Below are 18,791 nucleotides of genomic sequence, written 5' to 3' on the forward strand. Positions count from 1 at the left end.
GTCCTCGTCGACTAACTCGATGCCATCTGCGCGCGTTCGAGGAGTATTCCACTGTCCGCGGAGTACCAAAGAACGTCCTCCGGATCGAACGAGATGCTGACCCTCTCACCGTGGGCAAGTACTACATCACCGACGAGCTTTGCGTAGAACAGGTCCTTTGACGCTCTTGCTCCGACCTCGGCTGCGTGCGGTTCAGCACCGAATTTGAAGCCCACTACCGTTTCCGCGCCGAGATGTTCCACAGTCAGGACGCGTGCGGGGTACTCCGGCAGTCCGTCGATCCTGCGGGACGTGTGAATGCGGACCTTTTCGGCACGAATCCCGAGTTGCACTGCCCCGGCGTCAGAAATTTCGGGGGATGCAAACGGCAAGGCGTTACCGAACATGTCCGCGTTGCCGTCCGTGAAAGTCACTGGAATGAGGTTCATTGGCGGTGAACCGATGAACTTCGCGACAAAGGTGTTGGCCGGCTTGTTGTAGATTTCTTTGGGCGTCCCGTATTGCTGAACGACGCCGTCGTTCAGCACGATGATCCGGGTCCCCATGGTCATTGCTTCGACCTGGTCATGAGTGACGTACACAAAGGTCTTTTGGACCCTGTCATGCAGCGCGGATATTTCCGCCCTCATCTGCGTCCGCAATTTGGCGTCGAGATTACTCAGGGGCTCGTCCAAGAGGTATAGCGCGGGTTCGCGGATCAGGGAGCGGGCTACGGCGACACGCTGGCGCTGTCCGCCGGAGAGGGCTTTGGGGCGCCGGTCCAGGTAGTCCGTCAGCTCCAGCATCTCGGCCACTTCATCGACTTTCCTTGCGATGTCGGCGCGCTTCATTAGCGAACGGCGTGCCAGACCGCCCACGAGCGGGATATGGTGCCACCATTTGAAATTGTCCATCACCAGCGGGAAGGCAACGTTGGCGCGGACGCTCATGTGCGGGTACAGGGCATAGGACTGGAAGACGAAGGCGATGTTCCGCTTCTTTGGCTCCAAATCGTTCACGACAACCCCGTCGAAACGCAGCTCGCCGGAGGAGATGTCCGTCAGCCCTGCGATCATCCGAAGCATGGTCGACTTACCGCAGCCCGAGGGCCCCAGGAGGACCAGGAACTCTTTGTCCGGAACCGTTGCATCGAATCCCTTGATGACGGTGTTGCCGGCGAAGTTTTTGCTGACTTGATCAAATTCAATCGTTGGCATGGATCTATCCCTTTACTGATCCGGCGGTAAGTCCGGAGACGATCTTGCGTTGCATGAGGAGGAAGAAAATTACTGCAGGGATCGTGAAGACCAGAGCTGCACTGAATACCGTGTCAAGGGGAGTTGAAAACTCGCCGATGAAAGAGGCGAGACCAGTCGACGCGACCCAGGATGAGCGGTCCTGAATGAATGTGGTGGCGAAGAGGTATTCATTCCAACCGTCAAAGAAGGTAATGACCGCTGCGGCCGCCATGGACGGCGCCACAAGCGGCACCACCATAAACTGCAGAATGCTCAAGGGACTGCAGCCGTCCACTCGGGCAGATTCCTCGAGTTCGTAGGGGACGTTATCAATTGCTGATTTGAGGATGAAGAGTGCCACCGGCATTGCAAAGGCTGAATTGACCAACACCAGCCCCGAGAGCTGGTTCAGTAGCCCGAGAGCGGCAAACAGTGAGTATAACGGCACTACGAGCAACGCTTCAGGAAGCATTTGGGTGGCAAAGAAAAGGAAACCCATGGGTCCCTTGCCCACGAACTTGTAACGGGACAGGGCGTAAGCGCCCATAGTTGCCATCAGCAGACTCAACATGGTGGTGCCGAAAGCGACGAAGGCGGAGTTGGCCATCCAGCCCAGGAACGGTGTGTCGGTAGTTAGCACGGAGAACAGATCCAAGGCCCGGGAGATGTCGGGCAAGGGCTTCTGCTGACCTTGGTAGAGATCATTTGTGGGGGTCATCGCTGTGTTGATGATCCAGTAAAGCGGGAAGCCCGCAAGGCAGGTGAGAAGCAGCGCGAGCAGGGCTCTTACTCCGGTGCTCAGACGTCGGCGCACAATCATGCGTGGACTCCGTTCTGCTTGTTGGCACGTTGTTCGGCGACAAAATAGACTGCAGTCACGATCAGCGATAGCAGCAGCCCGAGGACGCCTGCCGCGGCCGCCATGCCGAGTTCACTGTTGCTGAATGCATGCCGGTAGACGTCGATGACGATCGTCGTGGTGACATCCACAGGGCCGCCGCCGGTAAGCAGCCAGATGATTTCGAACCGTCTGAAGGACCAGATCGTCATCAGCAAAGCGACCACGCGCAGAGTCGGCAGCAGGAACGGCAGCACCACGAATTTGAATGTGCTGTAGCTATCGGCTCCGTCAATTCTTGTGGCTTCGTATAGATCCTCTGGGACTGACTGCAGGGCTGCCAATACCACCAGCATGACGAAGGGGGTGACTTTCCAGACGGTCGCAATCACGACGGAGAGCATGCCGTAGTTCGGATCGGTCAGCCAGCCCCTCTCCCCGAGCCCGAGTGCTGCGGTGGCTGCGTTGGCTACACCGGTGGAATCGTTGTAGATCCAGCGGAAGACGAGCACGACGGCAACCGTGGGCACTGCCCACGGCATGACCATGACAGCTCTGGCCAGTGTGCGACCGGGGAAGAAGCGGTTGATGACAAAGGCCGACACGGTGCCCAGTGTCAGGGATCCAACGACGGTGAAAACGGTGTATATAAGTGTGGTCGCCACCGACTTGAAGAAGGCTCCGCTGCTCAAAAGTTGGTTGTAGTTTTCGGTGCCGATGTACTTCCCGGCGGTCGGATTCAGCAGGCGAGTGTTCGTGAAGCTAAGGTCAAGGCCCTTCAGCAGCGGCAGCACAGCGAACACCAGCAGATACAGGACAGCCAGTCCTATGAACAGATAGGGGGTCCAGCTGAAGCGCCGGCGTCGAGACGGAGGCCGGGACGGAGCTTGCGTCCTGACGGGTGTGGTGACAGTCATCGCTACGTTCTCTCGATTCAGGAACAGGCTGCCCCGCACGGTTCTCCGTCCAGGGCAGCCTGCGGCTTCTAGGGGGTGAGGCTTGCGGCCTGTTGCTGGGCGGCGTCCATAGCGTCCTTAGCGGAAATTCCGGTAGTCAGCATTCTGGCCACCTGTGTGAGGACTATGGTCCGGACCTGCGGTGTCTTGGTTTCAAATCCCGGAATCACGACGGATGAAGAGTTGTCAAGCTGCTTGTAGAAGGCGTCGATCCAAGGATTGGCGTCGATCTTGGCCTGCGGAGCAGATACTCCGGTGGCGATACCGGAGGGGAACAGCGCGTCCGCAAACTTTGACTGCGTGTCGGCGGTCATCATCCACTTGATGAAGTCCTTGGCCAGCTCCTTGTTCTTAGAGTTGGCGTTGATGCCAATGGAGAATCCTGCATAGGCGGATCCCCCGCCGGGGAACGGTAGGACCGAGGCGGAGACCTGGGATGACTTCACGCCGTCTTTGCTTGAAACCATGGTCAGCAGGGCAGATGAATTGTCGATGACCATGCCGACCTGTCCGGCCGCGAATTTGCTGCGGTATGTCGAGGCGTCATCGCCTACGCCGAACCCACCGGACTTGTACGCCTTGAGGAAGGCGTCCGCAGCCGCAATGTTCTCTTCACTGTTGAGAGTCAGTTTTTTGCCATCAGACCATTTGCCGCCGAACCCGTAGGCCCAGTTGCTGTAGTCAGTGAACCACGGTGATTCCTCGTTGAGCTGGTGTCGGACGGCGAATCCCGTTTTGCCGGTTTTGTCCTTGATCGTTCGGGCGGCAGTGGCCAGCTCGTCCGGCGTGGTTGGGGGCTTGACGCCTGCCGCCGACATGATGTCGTTGTTATAGAACAGGGCGTACGGCACAGCCTCCCAGATGAGGCCCAGCTGCTTCCCATCGAATTTGTAGTTCTCATTCGTTTTGCGCAGTGCGCTTTCGCTGGCCGGATCAAGCACCCCGTCCAGTGGTTCGAGTGCTCCGCTGGACGCCAGTTCGGGGAAGAACGGGTCCGGAATGATAAGAATGTCCGGACCCGCCCCGGATCCGATCTGGGTGCTGATCGTCTTCTCGTAATCGGCGCGGGTGATCTCCTGCTTCTCGACTTTGGCCTTGGGGTTGGCACTTTCGTACTGCTTTACCGCGTCCAGAATGTTGGCCCCGCGACCTGGCTCTAGCCACTGCCAGTTGGCGAAGGTCAGTGTGCCGCCTTCCGCTGCCGGGGGGCCCGAGGCCTTGGCGGCTCCCCCGTCGGCGCCGCCGCTGCAGGCGCTCAGCGCCAGCCCCACCGCAACCGCCATGATTGCGCTCTTCATCGCTGTTCTAGTCTTCACTAACACTCCTGATGTGTGCATATGTTGCAACGCGTGTTGCGGTAGCTGCCATCCTGTCAGGTGCAATCCCGGCTTGTAAACAGTTTTTACAAAGAAGTCGGTCCTGGCGACCTGCGCACGGCCCGCCCGGGCCGGATTTCCGTCCTTTTTCCCCCCGCGATGGTGGGCTCCCCGTTAACGAATACGTACGGGATGCCATCTGGCCAGACTTTGGGGTTGTCGTACGTGGCGCGTGATCCCACAGTGCCGGGATCGAACACCACGAGATCGGCCCAGTTGCCTTCCGCCACCACTCCGCGGTCGGTCAGGCCCAGTCGCCTGGCAGGGCGTGACGTGGCGTGAAGCACCGCCTCCTCCAGGGTCATCACGCCCAGGTCGCGAACGTAGTGCCCCAGGAACCTCGGAAAAGTACCCCACCCGCGAGGGTGGGGACGTTCTCCGACCAGGATGCCGTCACTGCCGATGGTGTGGGCGGAGTGCCGCATTACGGCTTGGACATTCTCTTCATTGCCGACCTGTACCAGGCACCCGGCACCGAAGTTATCGTCAAGGAGGAGGTCCAGGAAAACCTCCCCGGCGGACGACAGCCGTTCCCCGGCCAGTTCCGTCACAGATTTTCCTACCGCCCAGTCGTTCTTGGGGTGCTGGGTCGACGCGATAACAATCGTTGACCAGTCCATGGGGACTCCATGGTGGCCGTCAGAGCCCTGCACCTCGATTTCCTGAAGAATAAGCGCGCGCGTTTCGGGGTCGCTCACACGGGCGCTCATCGCTTCATTCCCGCCTTCATGAACCCAGCTTGGCAGCAGCGCGGCAAGGTACGTGGCGCCGGCCAGATAGGGGTAGGAATCCAATGTGATGTCGATGCCGGCCGCAATCGCCTCGTCGAAGGCTGCGAGAACCTCGCCGGCGCGACCCTTGTTCTGGGGAAAATTGACGTGGCAGTGGGCCAGGTGGAGCGGCACCTCGGCGGCCCTGACTATTTCGAGGCAGGCACGGTAGCCTTCCACCACGTCAATACCGTAGTTCCGGTGGTGCGGACAGTAGTAGCCGCCGAGCTCCCTGACAGCGGCCAACGCGTGAATAATCTCCTCGTCGGAGGCGTACATTCCAGGCGTGTATGTCAGCCCGGTCGACATGCCCATGGCCCCGTCCCGTAAACCCTGAGCCACAATCTCGCGGATTCGCTCCAGCTCTCCGGGCGTCGCGGCCCGTGATGCGGTCCCCATGACTGCCATTCTGGCCGTTCCGTGCGGTACGAGCACGGCTACGTTGACAGCTGCACCTTGGTCTACCTGATCCAGATAGTCTGCTATGCTGCGCCAGGCGTAGTCGAGATCCGGAGTGCCATTCCACCCCGCGATCTGCTCTCTGGTCACGGCCATGACGGCATCAGTCACCGGCGCATATCCGAGCCCGTCCTGGCCAACTACCTCCAGCGTGACTCCTTGGGCAGCCTTGGCGACATGCGCGGGATCCGCTAGAACCGCCAGATCTGAGTGTGCATGCATGTCAATGAACCCGGGACAGACCACGAGTCCCGAGACGTCGATGTCCTCTCCGGCCGCCCCCTGCCCCGGAACTAGTATGCCTGCGATGCGGCCTTCGCTTATGCGAATGTCGGCCGCATAACGCGGCCCCCCTAGACCGTCAATGACGTAACCGCCGCGCAAAACCCAACTAGCCATAGTTGCCTCACTTCGGAATGATGTTGCATAGTATGCACATGTGTGTGCAAAATTGGACGAACTGGATCAGTATATAGGGGTGAAGAATGTCACAAGCTGTGCAACGGGCCACCGAAATACTGGACTTCCTCGGTGAAGGATCGCAAAGCCTCAGCGCGGTAGCGAAGCGATTTGACGTGCACCGGTCAACGGTCCTGCGCCAATTACAGACGCTGGAAGAAGCGGGATTCGTGCTTCGCCGCGGAAACGGCCATTACAGCATTGGACCCAAAATGATCTCCATTGCCCAGCAGGCCCTGGACAGTCTGGACCTGCCTTCCGTTGCCCACGACGAAATCCGAAAGCTGCACGCTCGCACTGGCAACACCATCCACCTTGCCCAACTCGTGGAATCAACGGTGATGTACGTGGACAAGGTGGAAGGTCAGGACAGCGTGCGGATGTACTCACGCATAGGCAAGACCGTTCTTCCCCACTGCACCGGCGTGGGCAAAGCGATACTCAGCCAGATCTCAGAAGCCCGTCGTGACGCAGTGCTCGCCGGTGCCGAATGGACACCCTTCACCGAGCACACCGTCGTTTCGAGGGAAGCCCTGGACGAGCAACTGGCTGTAATCGAGGCCCAGGGGTGGGGGGTCGATGACGGGGAATTCGAGGATTTCGTTAACTGCATCGCAGTTCCCGTCTCAAATACCAGCGCCACGATCGTCGGTGCTATTTCCCTCACCGCCATCAAGGCTGTGGCAACCATTGAGGACCTTAAGGTCTATCTGGAGGACATCCGCAGCACCGCCCGGGCAATTTCCCGGCAACTCGGCTAACTAGGATCTGAAAGACACTATGACCTTCTATTCCGATCTGGGCCTGAAACCCGTCATCAACGCAGCCACAACCTTCACCGCACTCGGCGGTTCGCTGATGCCCAAAGAGGTGCTGGATGCCATGAGCGACGCAGCAGGTTCGTTTGTGGACATGCACGAACTGCACCTGGCCGCCGGGAAACGGCTGGCACAGATCACTCGGAACGAGGCAGCATATGTCACGTCCGGTTGCGCCGCCGCGCTGATCCTGGCGCTGCTGGGGATCCGGACCAAGGGGGATCCCCAGGTTTTGACCTCGTTCCCAGGGCGGGACCTAGCACCGAGCGAAGTGATCATGCACGCTGCGCACCGCATTCCATATGATGCCGCCATTGCAATGGCGGGTGTAACCATCCGCCAGATCGGGAACATCCAACAGACTTTTGACTGGGAACTGGAGGCCGCCATCAACGACAATACGGCCGCCATCCTCTACGTGGCAGGTTCTCATCTGCCCCAAGTCGCCCTTCCTCTCTCTGAAGTGGTCCGCATCGCGAAGTCCCGTGGGGTGCCAGTCCTAGTCGATGCCGCCGCACAGCTGCCGCCCGTGGAAAACCTGTGGCACTTTACCCGCGAGGTGGGTGCTGACGTAGCCGTGTTCTCCGGCGGAAAGGCGCTGCGGGGTCCCCAAGCCAGCGGATTCATGGTCGGCCGCGCCGATATCATCGAGTCCGCACGCCAGAATGGAGCACCCTACCAGCGATGGGCCCGCGCCATGAAGGTGGGCAAGGAGGAAATCGCGGGTCTTGTCGCCGCAGTGGAACGCTTCATCGACCTGGATCACGCCTCCCTTCACGCGCAATGGCTAGCAACGGTAGGTGCCTGGTCCGACGCCTTGCTCGATCTTGATGGAGTTTCACTGCGAACCGAGATGCTAAATGAGGCCGGCCAGCCGGTGCCCCGGCTCTACGTGGGAATGTCGGACACCACCCACGCCGGCCGGACGCTTTCCGCGCTTGCGGAAGCGACGCCTCGGGTGGCAGTGCATCCGGATCTGCGCAACGGCACTCCGCACGGATTCTGGATTAGCCCCGACCTTCTCCAGGACGGTGAAGAGCAGATGGTCGAAGATGCCGTCCGCGCCGCCGTCGCCACCTCAACTGCCTAGCGAACCATCAAACCGCTCGAACACCACAACACCAGGAGCATCATGCCCAAGAAAGCCATCGTCATACCGAACGCCCCGGCCCCGGCCGGCCCCTACAGCCAGGGCATCGTGGCCAACGGTTTCCTCTACACAGCAGGCTTTGGCCCCCAGGATCCCATCACCGGCGAGGTCCCCGACGGAGTCGCGGCGCAGACCCGTCAAGTATTGAGGAACCTGGATGCGGTCCTCGCTGAGGCTGGCGCCACCTTCGCCGACGTTGTCAAGGTCACCACACACTTGCAGCACCTCAAAAGGGACTTCGACGAGTACAACCAGGCCTACGTTGAATTCTTTCCGGCTCCGTTCCCCGTCCGCACCACCGTCGGCTCGGACCTTTACGACATACTGGTGGAAATCGATGTTGTCGCGGCCCTCCCAGAGTAACGCCAGGCCGATCTGATGGTTTCGTAATGTCAGGATCAGCGGCCGCGGAACGGCCCGTGAGGATTGGTGTGATCGGGGCCGGCGTCATGGGACGCAAGCACGCTGAGGTTATTGCCCGCAACCCAAACGCGAGGCTTGCGGCGGTCGCGGACCCGGGCAGTCGTGCACTGGCAGCGGAGCACGCTGTCCCATACTTTTCCGGGCACGCCGCGCTGCTGGCGGCAGGAGAAGTGGATGCGGTGATAATAGCCAGTCCCAACGCCTTCCACGTCGACACGGCATTGGCCTGTCTGGACCGCGGTATTCCTTCCCTCCTGGAAAAACCGATGGCCACCTCCTATGCGGAAGCCGCGCGGCTCGTTCAGGTCGCTAAAGCGTCTGCCACACCCGTCCTCGTCGGCCATCACCGCCGCCACCACCCGGCAGTCAAGGCAGCAGGAGATCTCATTGCCGCCGGGGAATTAGGCAAATTGGTCGCCGTCAACGGCACTTGGCTCACCAAGAAAGCGGACAGCTACTTCCGTGAGCCTTGGCGCAAACGTCAGGGAGCAGGAGTGATGCTGATCAATCTGGTGCACGACCTGGATCTGTTCCGGCATCTGTGCGGGAATATCGTCGCTGTGCAGGCCAAAGTCAGCAACCGGACGCGCGGATTTGAAGTCGAGGACACAGCCGCAGTAATCGTCGAGTTCGAAAATGGCGCACTGGGGTCGTTCATTATCTCAGACACGGTTGTGGCCCCGTGGGGGTGGGACCAGGCGACAGAGGACGACCCGACGTTTCCCTTCAATCCCACCATTTCCTGCTATCAGATTGCCGGAACGCGCGGGTCCCTGGCGTTCCCACAGTTGGCCCGATATCATCACGAAGCACTCTCGGATTGGACGCAGCCACTGAGCATGGCCTTCGTGGAGAAGGCCACCGGCGATTCCTACAGTAACCAACTGAGTCACTTCATCGACGTCGTGCGTGGCGTTGTCGAGCCGTACGTAACAGTGGCCGACGCGGCACAGTCGGTGGCGGTCATCGAAGCCGCGAAACTCGCGGCCGCGACTGGCGGGTCGGTCGAGGTCTCAACTATCACGAACCTCTCCTAGCGAGGCCCCACGCCAAAATGCCACGGGGCCGCTTGTGGTGCGCATCGGGTCGATCAAACGACGAACGCCTGTTGTGGGTCAACAGGCTTCGCCGTCTGAAGGCTAAGTCCTTGGCCACCAGCGGCCCCTGGAAACGCCGGGCCGGAACACGATCGACGGTTTCAGCAAGAATGCGCAGAGCGCGGTCCGTGATGGTTTGCACGTGGCCCGACGGCGGGTTGTTGCGGCTGACAGCGATGAGTGGAACGAGCAAATTCGGCCCGCGGCCGTGGGCGTCGGCGCCCGGGCTCGGATAGCGGCTCATGTTGGAGCTGTTCCACAAGGGTCCGGGCCACCTCCACGGCCTGTCCCGGGCGCGGATGTTCATGTACCCTCGGCCCAGGCGGATGACCTGTTCCGCCGAGGGCATCCACTGTGCCCGCGTCCGCGTGAGCGGATCGGGCGCCGCGAGACCCCGCGTACGGGTCACACGGCCTTCCGCAGTCCTCCCTGCAGGAGCGCCGCAAAGAACGCGCCAAGCTCGGCCGTCGCCGACAGGGGCAGGACGTTCGCCACGTACTGGTCCGGTCGCACCACCACGACGACGCCGCCGCGGTCGAGGCCGCGCAGCTCGAAGATGTCCGCCCTCGGATCGGAGGCGTAGACCTTCTCGTAGTCCGTGAGCTGGAACGGACCCACCTGGGGCTTGAACACCGCCGGCACGGCGCCGATGTCGATGCTGGTGTGGTCCTGCTGGTAGATCACCTTCACATCGAACCACGCGTCCAGGTCGGCCCCCTCGGGGGTTGCGGCGAGCGGTGAGTCCGGAGCGTTCGCGATCCATTCGGCGAAATCGGCGAGCCGCGACGCCGGACCCGGCGTCGCGGCGTCGGCGAAGACGTAGATGCGCCACCGCCCGTCCGCCGTGGCGTGGTGGCCGAGGTGCATCGGGTTGGTGTCGCAGACCCGCACCACAGGCACGGACTTGAACCGCTTGCCGACGGGAAAACCGGTGGCAAGGTCCTGGTGGGTGGCCTCGCCGATGAGCATCGAGGGGGTGTACTGGGTCATGAATCCGGCCGGGAACTCCGCGGTACTCACGTAGAAGTCCTCGAGCTCGGAGGGGCTGTTGAATTCCTCGGGCTTCTTCGCCATCAGCGTCGACCACTCCTTGTCGAAGTCGATGAGGTTCTTCGCGATGACCTGGCGCTCGGCGGAATAGGTGGACAGCAGGCTCTCCGGGCTTCGGCCCTCGAGCACGTGCCCGAGCTTCCAGCCGAGGTTGAAGCCGTCCTGCATGGAGACGTTCATGCCCTGGCCGGCCTTGGCGCTGTGCGTGTGGCAGGCGTCGCCGGTGATGAAAACGCGCGGCGTGCGCGTGCCGAGCTGGTCCGGCAGAACGTCGTCGAACCGGTCGGTGAGGCGGTGCGCGACCTCATACACGCTGTGCCAGGCGACATTGCGGACATCGAGGGTATAGGGGTGGAGGATCTCGTTGGCCTGGGCGATGATCTGCTCGATGGTGGTGCTGCGCACGGCGCCCTTGTCCTCCTTGTCGACCTCGCCGAGATCGACGTACATGCGGAAGAGGAAGCCGCCTTCGCGCGGGATCAGCAGGATGCTGCCGCCGGTGCCGGACTGGATCGCGCACTTCGTGCGGATGTCCGGGAAGTCCGTGTTGGCCAGGACGTCCATGACGCCCCAGGCGTGGTTCGCCTGGTCGCCCGCGAGGGTGCAGCCGATCGAGTCCCGGACCTTGCTCTTGGCACCATCCGCGCCGACGACGTACTTCGCCTTCACGGCGCGCTCCCGGCCCGCGTCGGGGCCGACAGTGTGGACGAGGGTAACGGTGACGGGGTATTCCTCCCCGTCGGTGACCTTGAGGCCCCGGAACTCCAGGCCGTAGTCCGGCGACATGCGCGTGGGCGAGTTCGCCATGAACTCACCGAAGTAATCCAGGACGCGGGCCTGGTTGACGATGAGGTGCGGGAACTCGCTGATGCCGGTCGTGTCGTCCACGGCGCGGGCGCCACGGACAATCCGGGACGGGTCGGCGGGGTCCGGCTTCCAGAACGCCATCTCGGTGATGCGGTACGCCTCGGCGATGATCCGCTCGGCGAAGCCGAAAGCCTGGAAGGTCTCCACACTCCGGGCCTGGATGCCGTCGGCCTGGCCAATGGGGAGCCGCCCGCCGCGGCGCTCCACGATGCGCGTCGTGATGCCGGGGAACTGGGACAGCTGCGCGGCGGTGACCACGCCTGCAGGCCCGGTGCCCACGATGAGCACGTCGACCTCGTCGGGAAGTTCTGCGGGCCGGTCAATGCCGACGCCGGCTGCTGGCTGGACTCGCGGGTCACCGGATACGTAACCGTGGTGGTGGAACTGCACGGGCTTTCCTCACTTCGTCGTGTGGCACTTCGCTGTGTGGCGGACCGCTGCCGCCACCGCGTGTTCGATAATAGAACTTGATGTTCGATATTAGAATTTTGTCTCCATCCAAAACTCTACGCAGATATGACCCGCGTTACAAGTGCCGCGAAAACTCACCCCGAAGAGGGGGTTGACGATCCGCGGGTTTCTGGGCAATAGTCTTCGTATACGATTTCGTACTCGATGAGGAGTCATTCTTGGAACAGGTCACCGACCACACCCTGGCCGCGGCCCGCAAAGTCATCGCGGTGCATACCAACTACCCCAGCCGGGCAGCCCAGCGCGGCCGCACTCCCGAGCAGCCGTCGTATTTCCTGAAGCCTTCCTCCTCCCTGGCCCTCAGCGGTTCAACAGTGGAGCGCCCGGCCGACTGCGAACTCCTCGGCTACGAAGGCGAAATCGCCCTGATCATCGGCAAGCCCGCCCGCCGCGTGGGCATCGAGGACGCCTGGAGCCACGTCGAGTGGATCACCGCCAGCAACGACCTCGGCGTCTACGACCTCCGCTACGCCGACAAGGGCTCCAACCTCCGGTCCAAGGGCGGCGACGGCTTCACCCCCGTGGGCCCGGGACTGATCGCCGCCTCCGCCGTCGACCCCGCAAAACTCCGCATCCGCACCTGGCACAACGGCGACCCGGTCCAGGACGACACCACCGGGGACCTGCTCTTCCCGTTCGCCCGGCTGGTCGCGGACCTCTCCCAGCTGCTCACCCTCGAGGAGGGCGACATCATCCTGACCGGCACCCCCGCCGGGGCCTCCGTGGCCACGCCGGGCGACGTGCTCGAGGTTGAAGTCAGCGCCGTTGAAGTCAGCGCCGAAAGCACGACGGCGGGCGGCGGCGCTGCCGGCGGCCTCACCACGGGCCGCCTGGTCACGCTGGTGGCGGAAGGCACGACGCCGTTCGCTGACCTCGGCGCCCAGCCCAGGACTGATGACCTCCAGCGGGAGGAAGCCTACGGATCCCGCGCGGCGGCCGGGCTCGCGGCCGTCGGGCCTGTCCAGCCGGCAGAGGCGCCGCCCGCCGCCGTCGGACATGTCCTCTCCCCGGAGCTGAAGGCGAAGCTGGAAAGCGTCTGCACGGCCACCCTGTCCTCCCAGCTGCGCAAGCGCGGCCTGAACAACGTCAGCATCGACGGTCTCACCTCCACCCGCCCGGACAAACGGATCGTGGGGCTGGCCCGGACCCTGCGCTATGTGCCCAACCGCGAGGACCTCTTCAAAACCCACGGCGGCGGCTTCAACGCCCAGAAGAAGGCCATCGACTCCGTCAACGAAGGCGAAATCCTGGTGATGGAGGCCCGCGGTGAAAAGGGCACGGGCACCATCGGCGACATCCTGGCCCTGCGTGCCCAGGTCCGCGGCGCCGCCGCCGTTATCACCGACGGCGGTGTCCGCGACTTCTCCGCGGTGGCCGCGATGGACATGCCCACCTACTATGCCAACCCGCACCCCGCAGTGCTGGGACGCCGGCACATCCCGTGGGACACCGACATCACGATCGCCTGCGGCGGCACCACGGTCCAGCCCGGGGACATCATCGTGGCCGACGCGGACGGCATCCTGGTGATCCCGCCGGCGCTGGCCGAGGAGCTCGCGGATGATTCCATCGCCCAGGAGCGCGAGGAGGTCTTCATCGCCGAGATGGTGCAGCAGGGCCACAGTGTGGACGGCCTTTACCCCATGGACCCTGATTGGCGGGCCCGCTACGAGAATTGGGAAGCAGGCAAAGCCAATGAGTGACACCGCCATAGGCGCGCACACCGCCACCCACACCGGCAGCAAGTCCGAGCAGGCCTATGCGGCCGTCAAGGCACGGATCGTGGACGGGAGCTACTCCCCCGGCTACCGGCTGGTGCTGGCGAAGATCGCCGAGGATCTGGGCGTCAGTGTGGTGCCGGTCCGCGAAGCCATCCGCCGGCTCGAAGCCGAGGGCCTGGTGAAGTTCGAGCGGAATGTGGGCGCCACCGTGGCCGGCATTGACCCCACCGAGTACCTCTACACGATGCAGACCCTCAGCATTGTCGAGGGCGCCGCCACGGCCTTGTCCGCTCCCCTCATCGACGCCGTAGCAATCGCCCGGGCCCGGGACGTCAACGCCGAGCTGCGCGAATGCCTGGAGCACTTCGACCCCGTCCGGTTCACCCGGCTGAACCAGGACTTCCACAGCATCCTGTTCGAGCACTGCCCCAATCCCCACATCCTGGACCTGGTCCACCGGGGCTGGAACCGGCTGGCATCCCTCCGCTCCTCCACGTTCCGTTTCGTCCCCCGCCGCGCCCATGAGTCGGTGGACGAACATGAGGCGCTGCTCCGGCTCATCGAGTCCGGCGCCAGCGCCGACCAGATCGAAAAAGCCGCCCGCCTGCACCGCTCCGCCACCCTGGACGCCTACCTGGCCCAAAACAACGCGGGGTCAGATAGCGCCCATTAATGGGGCCCGCACGGGCCGTAAGTGACCCCGCGCTGCACTATCAGTAAGGAAAAACAATGACGTTCACCGCCGAAGACGCTCAAACCCATTACGTCCCGCAGGACCTGACCACCCACATCCAGCACTACATCAACGGCGAATTCGTTGACTCCGTCAGCGGCCGGACCTTCGATGTGCTGGACCCGGTGTCCAACACCAACTACGCCACCGCGGCCGCCGGCCAGAAGGAGGACATCGACCTCGCCGTCGCCGCCGCCCGGGAAGCGTTCGTCAGCGGCCCGTGGCCGCGGATGAAGCCCCGCGAACGCGCCCGCATCCTGAACAAGATCGCGGACGCCGTCGAGGCCCAGGAGGACCGGCTCGCGGAACTGGAGACCTTCGACACCGGGCTGCCGATCACCCAGGCCAGGGGCCAGGCCCTCCGCGCCGCGGAGAACTTCCGGTTCTTCGCGGACCTGATCGTGGCCCAGTTCGATGACGCCATGAAGGTCCCCGGCGCGCAGATCAACTACGTCAACCGCAAGCCGATCGGCGTCGCCGGGCTCATCACGCCCTGGAACACCCCGTTCATGCTCGAGTCCTGGAAGCTGGCCCCCGCACTGGCCACCGGCAACTGCGTGGTGCTCAAACCCGCCGAGTTCACGCCGCTCTCCGCGTCCCTCTGGGCCCGGATCTTCAAGGATGCCGGCCTGCCCGACGGCGTGTTCAACCTGGTCAACGGCCTCGGCGAGGAGGCCGGCGACGCGCTCGTGAAGCACCCGGACGTGCCGCTGATCTCCTTCACCGGCGAAACCACCACCGGCCAGACGATCTTCCGCAACGCCGCGGAAAACCTCAAGGGCCTGTCCATGGAGCTCGGCGGCAAGTCACCGTGTGTTGTGTTCGCCGACGCCGACCTGGACGCCGCGATCGACTCGGCCCTGTTCGGGGTCTTCTCGCTCAACGGCGAGCGCTGCACCGCCGGGTCCCGGATCCTGGTGGAGCGCGCCGTGTACGAGGAGTTCTGCGACAAGTACGCCGCCCGCGCCAAAAACATCGTGGTCGGTGACCCGCACGACCCCAGGACCGAGGTCGGCGCCCTGGTCCACCCCGAGCACTACGCCAAGGTGGCTTCCTACGTCGAGATCGGCAGGTCCGAGGGCCGGCTGCTGGCCGGCGGCGGGCGCCCGGACCACCTCCCCGAAGGCAACTACATTGCCCCCACGGTCTTCGCCGACGTCGCACCGGACGCCCGGATCTTCCAGGAGGAGATCTTCGGCCCCGTCGTCGCGATCACCCCGTTCGACAGCGACGAGGAAGCGCTGGCGCTGGCGAACAACACCCGGTACGGCCTGGCGGCCTACATCTGGACCCAGAACCTGACCCGGGCGCACAACTTCTCGCAGAACGTCGAAGCCGGCATGGTCTGGCTCAACAGCCACAACGTCCGGGACCTCCGAACCCCCTTCGGCGGCGTCAAGGCCTCCGGCCTCGGCCACGAGGGCGGCTACCGCTCGATCGACTTCTACACCGACCAGCAGGCCGTCCACATCACCCTCGGCACCGTGCACACGCCAAAGTTCGGCAGCGTCGAAGACGCCGCCGCCGGCGGCGACAGCTAATCCCCGCACCCCCTTTAAAGGAAGAGAGAGCATCATGACCAACTTCATCCCCAACCCCACCGTCCCGGCTCCGGACATCGTCCGCTGCGCCTACATGGAAATCGTCGTCACCGACCTCGCCAAGTCCCGCGCGTTCTACGTGGACGTCCTGGGGCTGCACGTGACCGAGGAAGACGAGAACAACATTTACCTGCGCTCCCTGGAGGAGTTCATCCACCACAACCTGGTGCTGCGCAAGGGCCCGATCGCAGCCGTTGCCGCGTTCGCATACCGGGTGAAGTCCCCCGCCGAGGTGGATGCCGCGGAGGCCTACTACAAGGAGCTCGGCTGCCGTACCGAACGCCGCAAAGAAGGCTTCACCAAGGGCATCGGCGACTCCGTCCGCGTCGAGGACCCGCTGGGCTTCCCCTACGAGTTCTTCTACGAAACCGAGCACGTCGAACGCCTGACCCAGCGCTATGACCTCTACTCCGCCGGCGAACTCGTCCGTCTGGACCACTTCAACCAGGTCACCCCGGACGTCCCCCGGGGCCGCAAGTACCTTGAGGATCTGGGCTTCCGGGTCTCGGAGGACATCCAGGATTCGGACGGCGTCAGCTACGCCGTCTGGATGCACCGCAAGCAGACCGTGCACGACACCGCCCTCACCGGCGGCAACGGCCCGCGCATGCACCACATCGCCTTCGCCACCCACGAGAAGCACAACATCATCCAGATCTGCGACAAGATGGGCGCGCTGCGGATCTCGGACCGGATCGAACGCGGCCCCGGCCGCCACGGCGTCTCCAACGCCTTCTACCTCTACATCCTGGATCCGGACGGCCACCGCGTGGAGATCTACACGCAGGACTACTACACCGGCGATCCGGACAACCCCGTCATCACCTGGGACGTGCACGACAACCAGCGGCGCGACTGGTGGGGCAACCCCGTGGTGCCGTCCTGGTACACCGAGGCCTCCCTGGTGCTGGACCTCGACGGGAACCCGCAGCCGGTCATCGTCCGCGAGGATAAGAGCGAAATGGCCGTGACCGTGGGCGCCGACGGGTTCTCCTACACCCGCAAGGACGGTTCCCCTGAAGGAGACAGGACGGGGTTCAAGCTCGGCGCGCAGCTCTAACGTCCATCCCCTTGACCGGTCCCGCATCCCAGGCTGCGGGACCGGTTGCCCGTCCCACCGACTGAACGGAACACGAACGAATGCTTGAGCCCGCAACGATCGAGGCCATCGCGGATGAGCTGCTGGAGGCCGGCCGAAGCCGGACTCCGGTCCCCCTGCTGACCGCCCGCTATCCGGGGATGACTGTCGAGGACTCCTACGCCGTCCAGCAGCTCTGGCGGCGCCGCAACGAGAACGCCGGGCGGAAGCTGGTGGGCCGCAAGATCGGCCTCACCTCCAAGGCCATGCAGGCCGCCACCGGCATCACCGAGCCGGACTACGGCGCCATCTTTGATGACATGGTGCTGGAGACGGGCTGCTCCGTGGAATGGGACAGGTATACCCATCCCCGGGTGGAAGTCGAACTGGCGTTTGTGCTGAAGAAGGACCTCACCGGCCCCGGCTGCACCATCTTCGATGTCCTGAATGCCACCGACTACGTCATTCCGGCCCTCGAGATCCTCGATTCCCGGATCCAAATGGAGGGCCGGACCATCGTGGACACCATCTCGGACAACGCCGCGATGGGGGCCATGGTGATCGGCGGCAACCCGGTCCGCCCCGATGCCGTGGACCTGCGCTGGGTCTCGGCCATCCTCTACAAGAACCAGACCGTGGAGGAAACCGGCGTCGCCGCCGGCGTCCTGGACCACCCCGCCAACGGCGTGCACTGGCTGGCCAACAAGATCGCCGCGCACGGGGACAGCATGAAGGCGGGCGACATCATCCTGGCCGGCTCCTTCACCCGGCCGATGTGGGTGTACAAGGGCGACACCGTCCACGCAGACTACGGACCCCTGGGAGTTGTGACATGCCGCTTCGAATAGAACCTCAGAACACTTTCCGGGAAGCCCTGGCGGCGGCGGACCGTCCGCTGGCCGGGATGTGGATCTGCTCCGGCAGCCCCCTGGTGGCCGAACTCTGCGCCGGATCAGGCCTGGACTGGCTCCTGGTCGATGCCGAACACAGCCCCAACGGGCTCGAATCCATCCTCGCCCAGCTGCAGGCCATCAACGGCTACCCGGTCCACACCCTGGTCCGCCCGCCGGTGAACGACACCGTGCTGATCAAGCAGTACCTGGACCTGGGCGTGCAGAACCTGCTGGTCCCGATGGTGAATTCAGCGGCCGAGGCGGAGGCCGCCGTGGCCGCCACCCGCTACCCGCCGCACGGGGTCCGCGGCGTCGGCTCCGCCCTGGCGCGCGCCGCACGCTGGAACCGGATCCCGGACTACCTCGCCCGCGCCAGTGAGACCATCAGCGTCACCGTGCAGATCGAGTCCAGTGCGGCTGTTGACGTGGTGGAGAACATCCTGGCGGTCGACGGCGTGGACGCGATCTTCCTGGGGCCCTCCGACCTCGCGGCCTCCATGGGCCTGCTCGGCCAGCAGGAACACCCCGAGGTCCGGGCCGCCGTCGAACGTTGCCTCTCCGCCGCCCAAGCGGCCGGCAAACCCGCCGGCGTCAACGCTTTCATCCCCGCCACGGCGCGCCAGTACCTGGCCGCAGGGGCGGCATTTGTCCTCGTGGGCGCCGATGTGGCGCTGCTTGCCCGCGGCTCCGAAGCCCTCGCGGCCGACTTCATCGCTCCGGCCGACAACGACACCCCCGCAAGTTACTGACGATCCAACGCGGGGTCACCTAGCGCCGGTAAAACCACCCGGGATGGGCGCGGAGTGACCCCGCG

16 protein-coding genes are annotated in these 18,791 nt (G+C 63.7%); 10 read left to right on the forward strand and 6 right to left on the reverse strand.

Going from position 1 to position 18,791, the window contains the following annotated elements; genetic code table 11:
- Window positions 1–11: 11 nt before the first annotated feature.
- The 5 genes from ASPU41_RS04165 to ASPU41_RS04185 form a co-directional block, all read right to left on the reverse strand.
- Entirely contained in the window at window positions 12–1,196 is a 1,185-nt protein-coding gene (locus ASPU41_RS04165) for an ABC transporter ATP-binding protein (RefSeq protein ID WP_069949856.1), read from the reverse strand.
- A gap of 4 nt (window positions 1,197–1,200) precedes the next feature.
- Entirely contained in the window at window positions 1,201–2,037 is an 837-nt protein-coding gene (locus tag ASPU41_RS04170) for a carbohydrate ABC transporter permease (RefSeq protein ID WP_069949857.1), read from the reverse strand.
- On the reverse strand, window positions 2,034–2,972 hold the full coding sequence (locus tag ASPU41_RS04175; RefSeq protein WP_069949858.1) for a carbohydrate ABC transporter permease: 939 nt from the start codon (window positions 2,970–2,972) through the stop codon (window positions 2,034–2,036). The genes ASPU41_RS04170 and ASPU41_RS04175 overlap by 4 nt, the downstream gene beginning before the upstream one ends.
- 68 nt (window positions 2,973–3,040) lie before the next feature.
- The gene (locus ASPU41_RS04180; protein ID WP_069949859.1) at window positions 3,041–4,309 is read right to left on the reverse strand and encodes an ABC transporter substrate-binding protein; all 1,269 of its coding nucleotides are present in this window, start codon (window positions 4,307–4,309) and stop codon (window positions 3,041–3,043) included.
- Window positions 4,310–4,413: 104 nt separating this feature from the next.
- A complete protein-coding gene (locus ASPU41_RS04185; protein ID WP_069949860.1) occupies window positions 4,414–6,015 on the reverse strand; it encodes an N-acyl-D-amino-acid deacylase family protein in 1,602 nt (533 codons plus the stop codon).
- 98 nt (window positions 6,016–6,113) lie between these two features.
- Here ASPU41_RS04185 and ASPU41_RS04190 point away from each other — a divergent pair, with 98 nt between their 5' ends.
- Genes ASPU41_RS04190 through ASPU41_RS04205 form a run of 4 tightly spaced genes read left to right on the forward strand, consistent with a single transcriptional unit; the run spans window position 6,114 to window position 9,503 of the window.
- Window positions 6,114–6,836, forward strand: a complete 723-nt coding sequence (locus ASPU41_RS04190; RefSeq protein ID WP_197515752.1) for an IclR family transcriptional regulator — start codon at window positions 6,114–6,116, stop codon at window positions 6,834–6,836.
- Window positions 6,837–6,855: 19 nt separating this feature from the next.
- Window positions 6,856–7,983: an aminotransferase class V-fold PLP-dependent enzyme gene (locus ASPU41_RS04195; RefSeq protein ID WP_069949862.1), complete on the forward strand. Its 1,128-nt coding sequence runs from the start codon at window positions 6,856–6,858 to the stop codon at window positions 7,981–7,983.
- A 42-nt stretch (window positions 7,984–8,025) separates the two neighbouring features.
- Entirely contained in the window at window positions 8,026–8,406 is a 381-nt protein-coding gene (locus ASPU41_RS04200) for a RidA family protein (protein WP_069949863.1), read from the forward strand.
- Window positions 8,407–8,462: 56 nt separating this feature from the next.
- Window positions 8,463–9,503: a Gfo/Idh/MocA family protein gene (locus ASPU41_RS04205; protein WP_197515753.1), complete on the forward strand. Its 1,041-nt coding sequence runs from the start codon at window positions 8,463–8,465 to the stop codon at window positions 9,501–9,503.
- Window positions 9,504–9,968: 465 nt separating this feature from the next.
- On the opposite strand, the gene ASPU41_RS04210 is transcribed toward ASPU41_RS04205, so the two are convergent.
- Entirely contained in the window at window positions 9,969–11,870 is a 1,902-nt protein-coding gene (locus ASPU41_RS04210) for an FAD-binding monooxygenase (RefSeq protein ID WP_069949865.1), read from the reverse strand.
- A gap of 239 nt (window positions 11,871–12,109) precedes the next feature.
- On the opposite strand from ASPU41_RS04210, the gene ASPU41_RS04215 reads away from it, so the two are divergent.
- From ASPU41_RS04215 to ASPU41_RS04240, 6 genes are all read left to right on the forward strand, one after another.
- Entirely contained in the window at window positions 12,110–13,654 is a 1,545-nt protein-coding gene (locus ASPU41_RS04215; RefSeq protein WP_069949866.1) for a fumarylacetoacetate hydrolase family protein, read from the forward strand.
- Window positions 13,647–14,345 carry a GntR family transcriptional regulator gene (locus tag ASPU41_RS04220; protein ID WP_069949867.1) on the forward strand — a complete coding sequence of 233 codons (699 nt, stop codon included), beginning with the start codon at window positions 13,647–13,649 and terminating at the stop codon, window positions 14,343–14,345. Before ASPU41_RS04215 ends, ASPU41_RS04220 begins: the two co-directional genes overlap by 8 nt.
- Window positions 14,346–14,401: 56 nt before the next feature.
- The gene (gene hpaE, locus ASPU41_RS04225; protein WP_069949868.1) at window positions 14,402–15,946 is read left to right on the forward strand and encodes a 5-carboxymethyl-2-hydroxymuconate semialdehyde dehydrogenase; all 1,545 of its coding nucleotides are present in this window, start codon (window positions 14,402–14,404) and stop codon (window positions 15,944–15,946) included.
- 34 nt (window positions 15,947–15,980) lie between these two features.
- Complete coding sequence (gene hpaD / locus ASPU41_RS04230; protein WP_069949869.1) at window positions 15,981–17,066, forward strand: 3,4-dihydroxyphenylacetate 2,3-dioxygenase; 1,086 nt, start codon at window positions 15,981–15,983, stop codon at window positions 17,064–17,066.
- Window positions 17,067–17,146: 80 nt separating this feature from the next.
- Window positions 17,147–17,932, forward strand: coding sequence for a 2-oxo-hept-4-ene-1,7-dioate hydratase (gene hpaH, locus ASPU41_RS04235; protein WP_069949870.1), 786 nt, complete (start codon window positions 17,147–17,149; stop codon window positions 17,930–17,932).
- A complete protein-coding gene (locus ASPU41_RS04240) occupies window positions 17,917–18,726 on the forward strand; it encodes an HpcH/HpaI aldolase family protein (RefSeq protein WP_197515754.1) in 810 nt (269 codons plus the stop codon). The genes hpaH and ASPU41_RS04240 overlap by 16 nt, the downstream gene beginning before the upstream one ends.
- The last annotated feature ends 65 nt before the right edge of the window (window positions 18,727–18,791 follow it).

Origin of the sequence: Arthrobacter sp. U41 (assembly GCF_001750145.1) — a bacterium.
Classification (GTDB): domain Bacteria; phylum Actinomycetota; class Actinomycetes; order Actinomycetales; family Micrococcaceae; genus Arthrobacter.

What these genes read in the sequence shown, in the direction of transcription:
- ASPU41_RS04165 (WP_069949856.1), bottom strand. Translation starts at nt 1,196, where the DNA reads ATGCCAACGATTGAATTTGATCAAGTCAGCAAAAACTTCGCCGGCAAC.
- ASPU41_RS04170 (WP_069949857.1), bottom strand. Translation starts at nt 2,037, where the DNA reads ATGATTGTGCGCCGACGTCTGAGCACCGGAGTAAGAGCCCTGCTCGCG.
- ASPU41_RS04175 (WP_069949858.1), bottom strand. Translation starts at nt 2,972, where the DNA reads ATGACTGTCACCACACCCGTCAGGACGCAAGCTCCGTCCCGGCCTCCG.
- ASPU41_RS04180 (WP_069949859.1), bottom strand. Translation starts at nt 4,309, where the DNA reads ATGAAGAGCGCAATCATGGCGGTTGCGGTGGGGCTGGCGCTGAGCGCC.
- ASPU41_RS04185 (WP_069949860.1), bottom strand. Translation starts at nt 6,015, where the DNA reads ATGGCTAGTTGGGTTTTGCGCGGCGGTTACGTCATTGACGGTCTAGGG.
- ASPU41_RS04195 (WP_069949862.1), top strand. Translation starts at nt 6,856, where the DNA reads ATGACCTTCTATTCCGATCTGGGCCTGAAACCCGTCATCAACGCAGCC.
- ASPU41_RS04200 (WP_069949863.1), top strand. Translation starts at nt 8,026, where the DNA reads ATGCCCAAGAAAGCCATCGTCATACCGAACGCCCCGGCCCCGGCCGGC.
- ASPU41_RS04220 (WP_069949867.1), top strand. Translation starts at nt 13,647, where the DNA reads ATGAGTGACACCGCCATAGGCGCGCACACCGCCACCCACACCGGCAGC.
- hpaE (WP_069949868.1), top strand. Translation starts at nt 14,402, where the DNA reads ATGACGTTCACCGCCGAAGACGCTCAAACCCATTACGTCCCGCAGGAC.
- hpaD (WP_069949869.1), top strand. Translation starts at nt 15,981, where the DNA reads ATGACCAACTTCATCCCCAACCCCACCGTCCCGGCTCCGGACATCGTC.
- hpaH (WP_069949870.1), top strand. Translation starts at nt 17,147, where the DNA reads ATGCTTGAGCCCGCAACGATCGAGGCCATCGCGGATGAGCTGCTGGAG.
- ASPU41_RS04240 (WP_197515754.1), top strand. Translation starts at nt 17,917, where the DNA reads ATGCCGCTTCGAATAGAACCTCAGAACACTTTCCGGGAAGCCCTGGCG.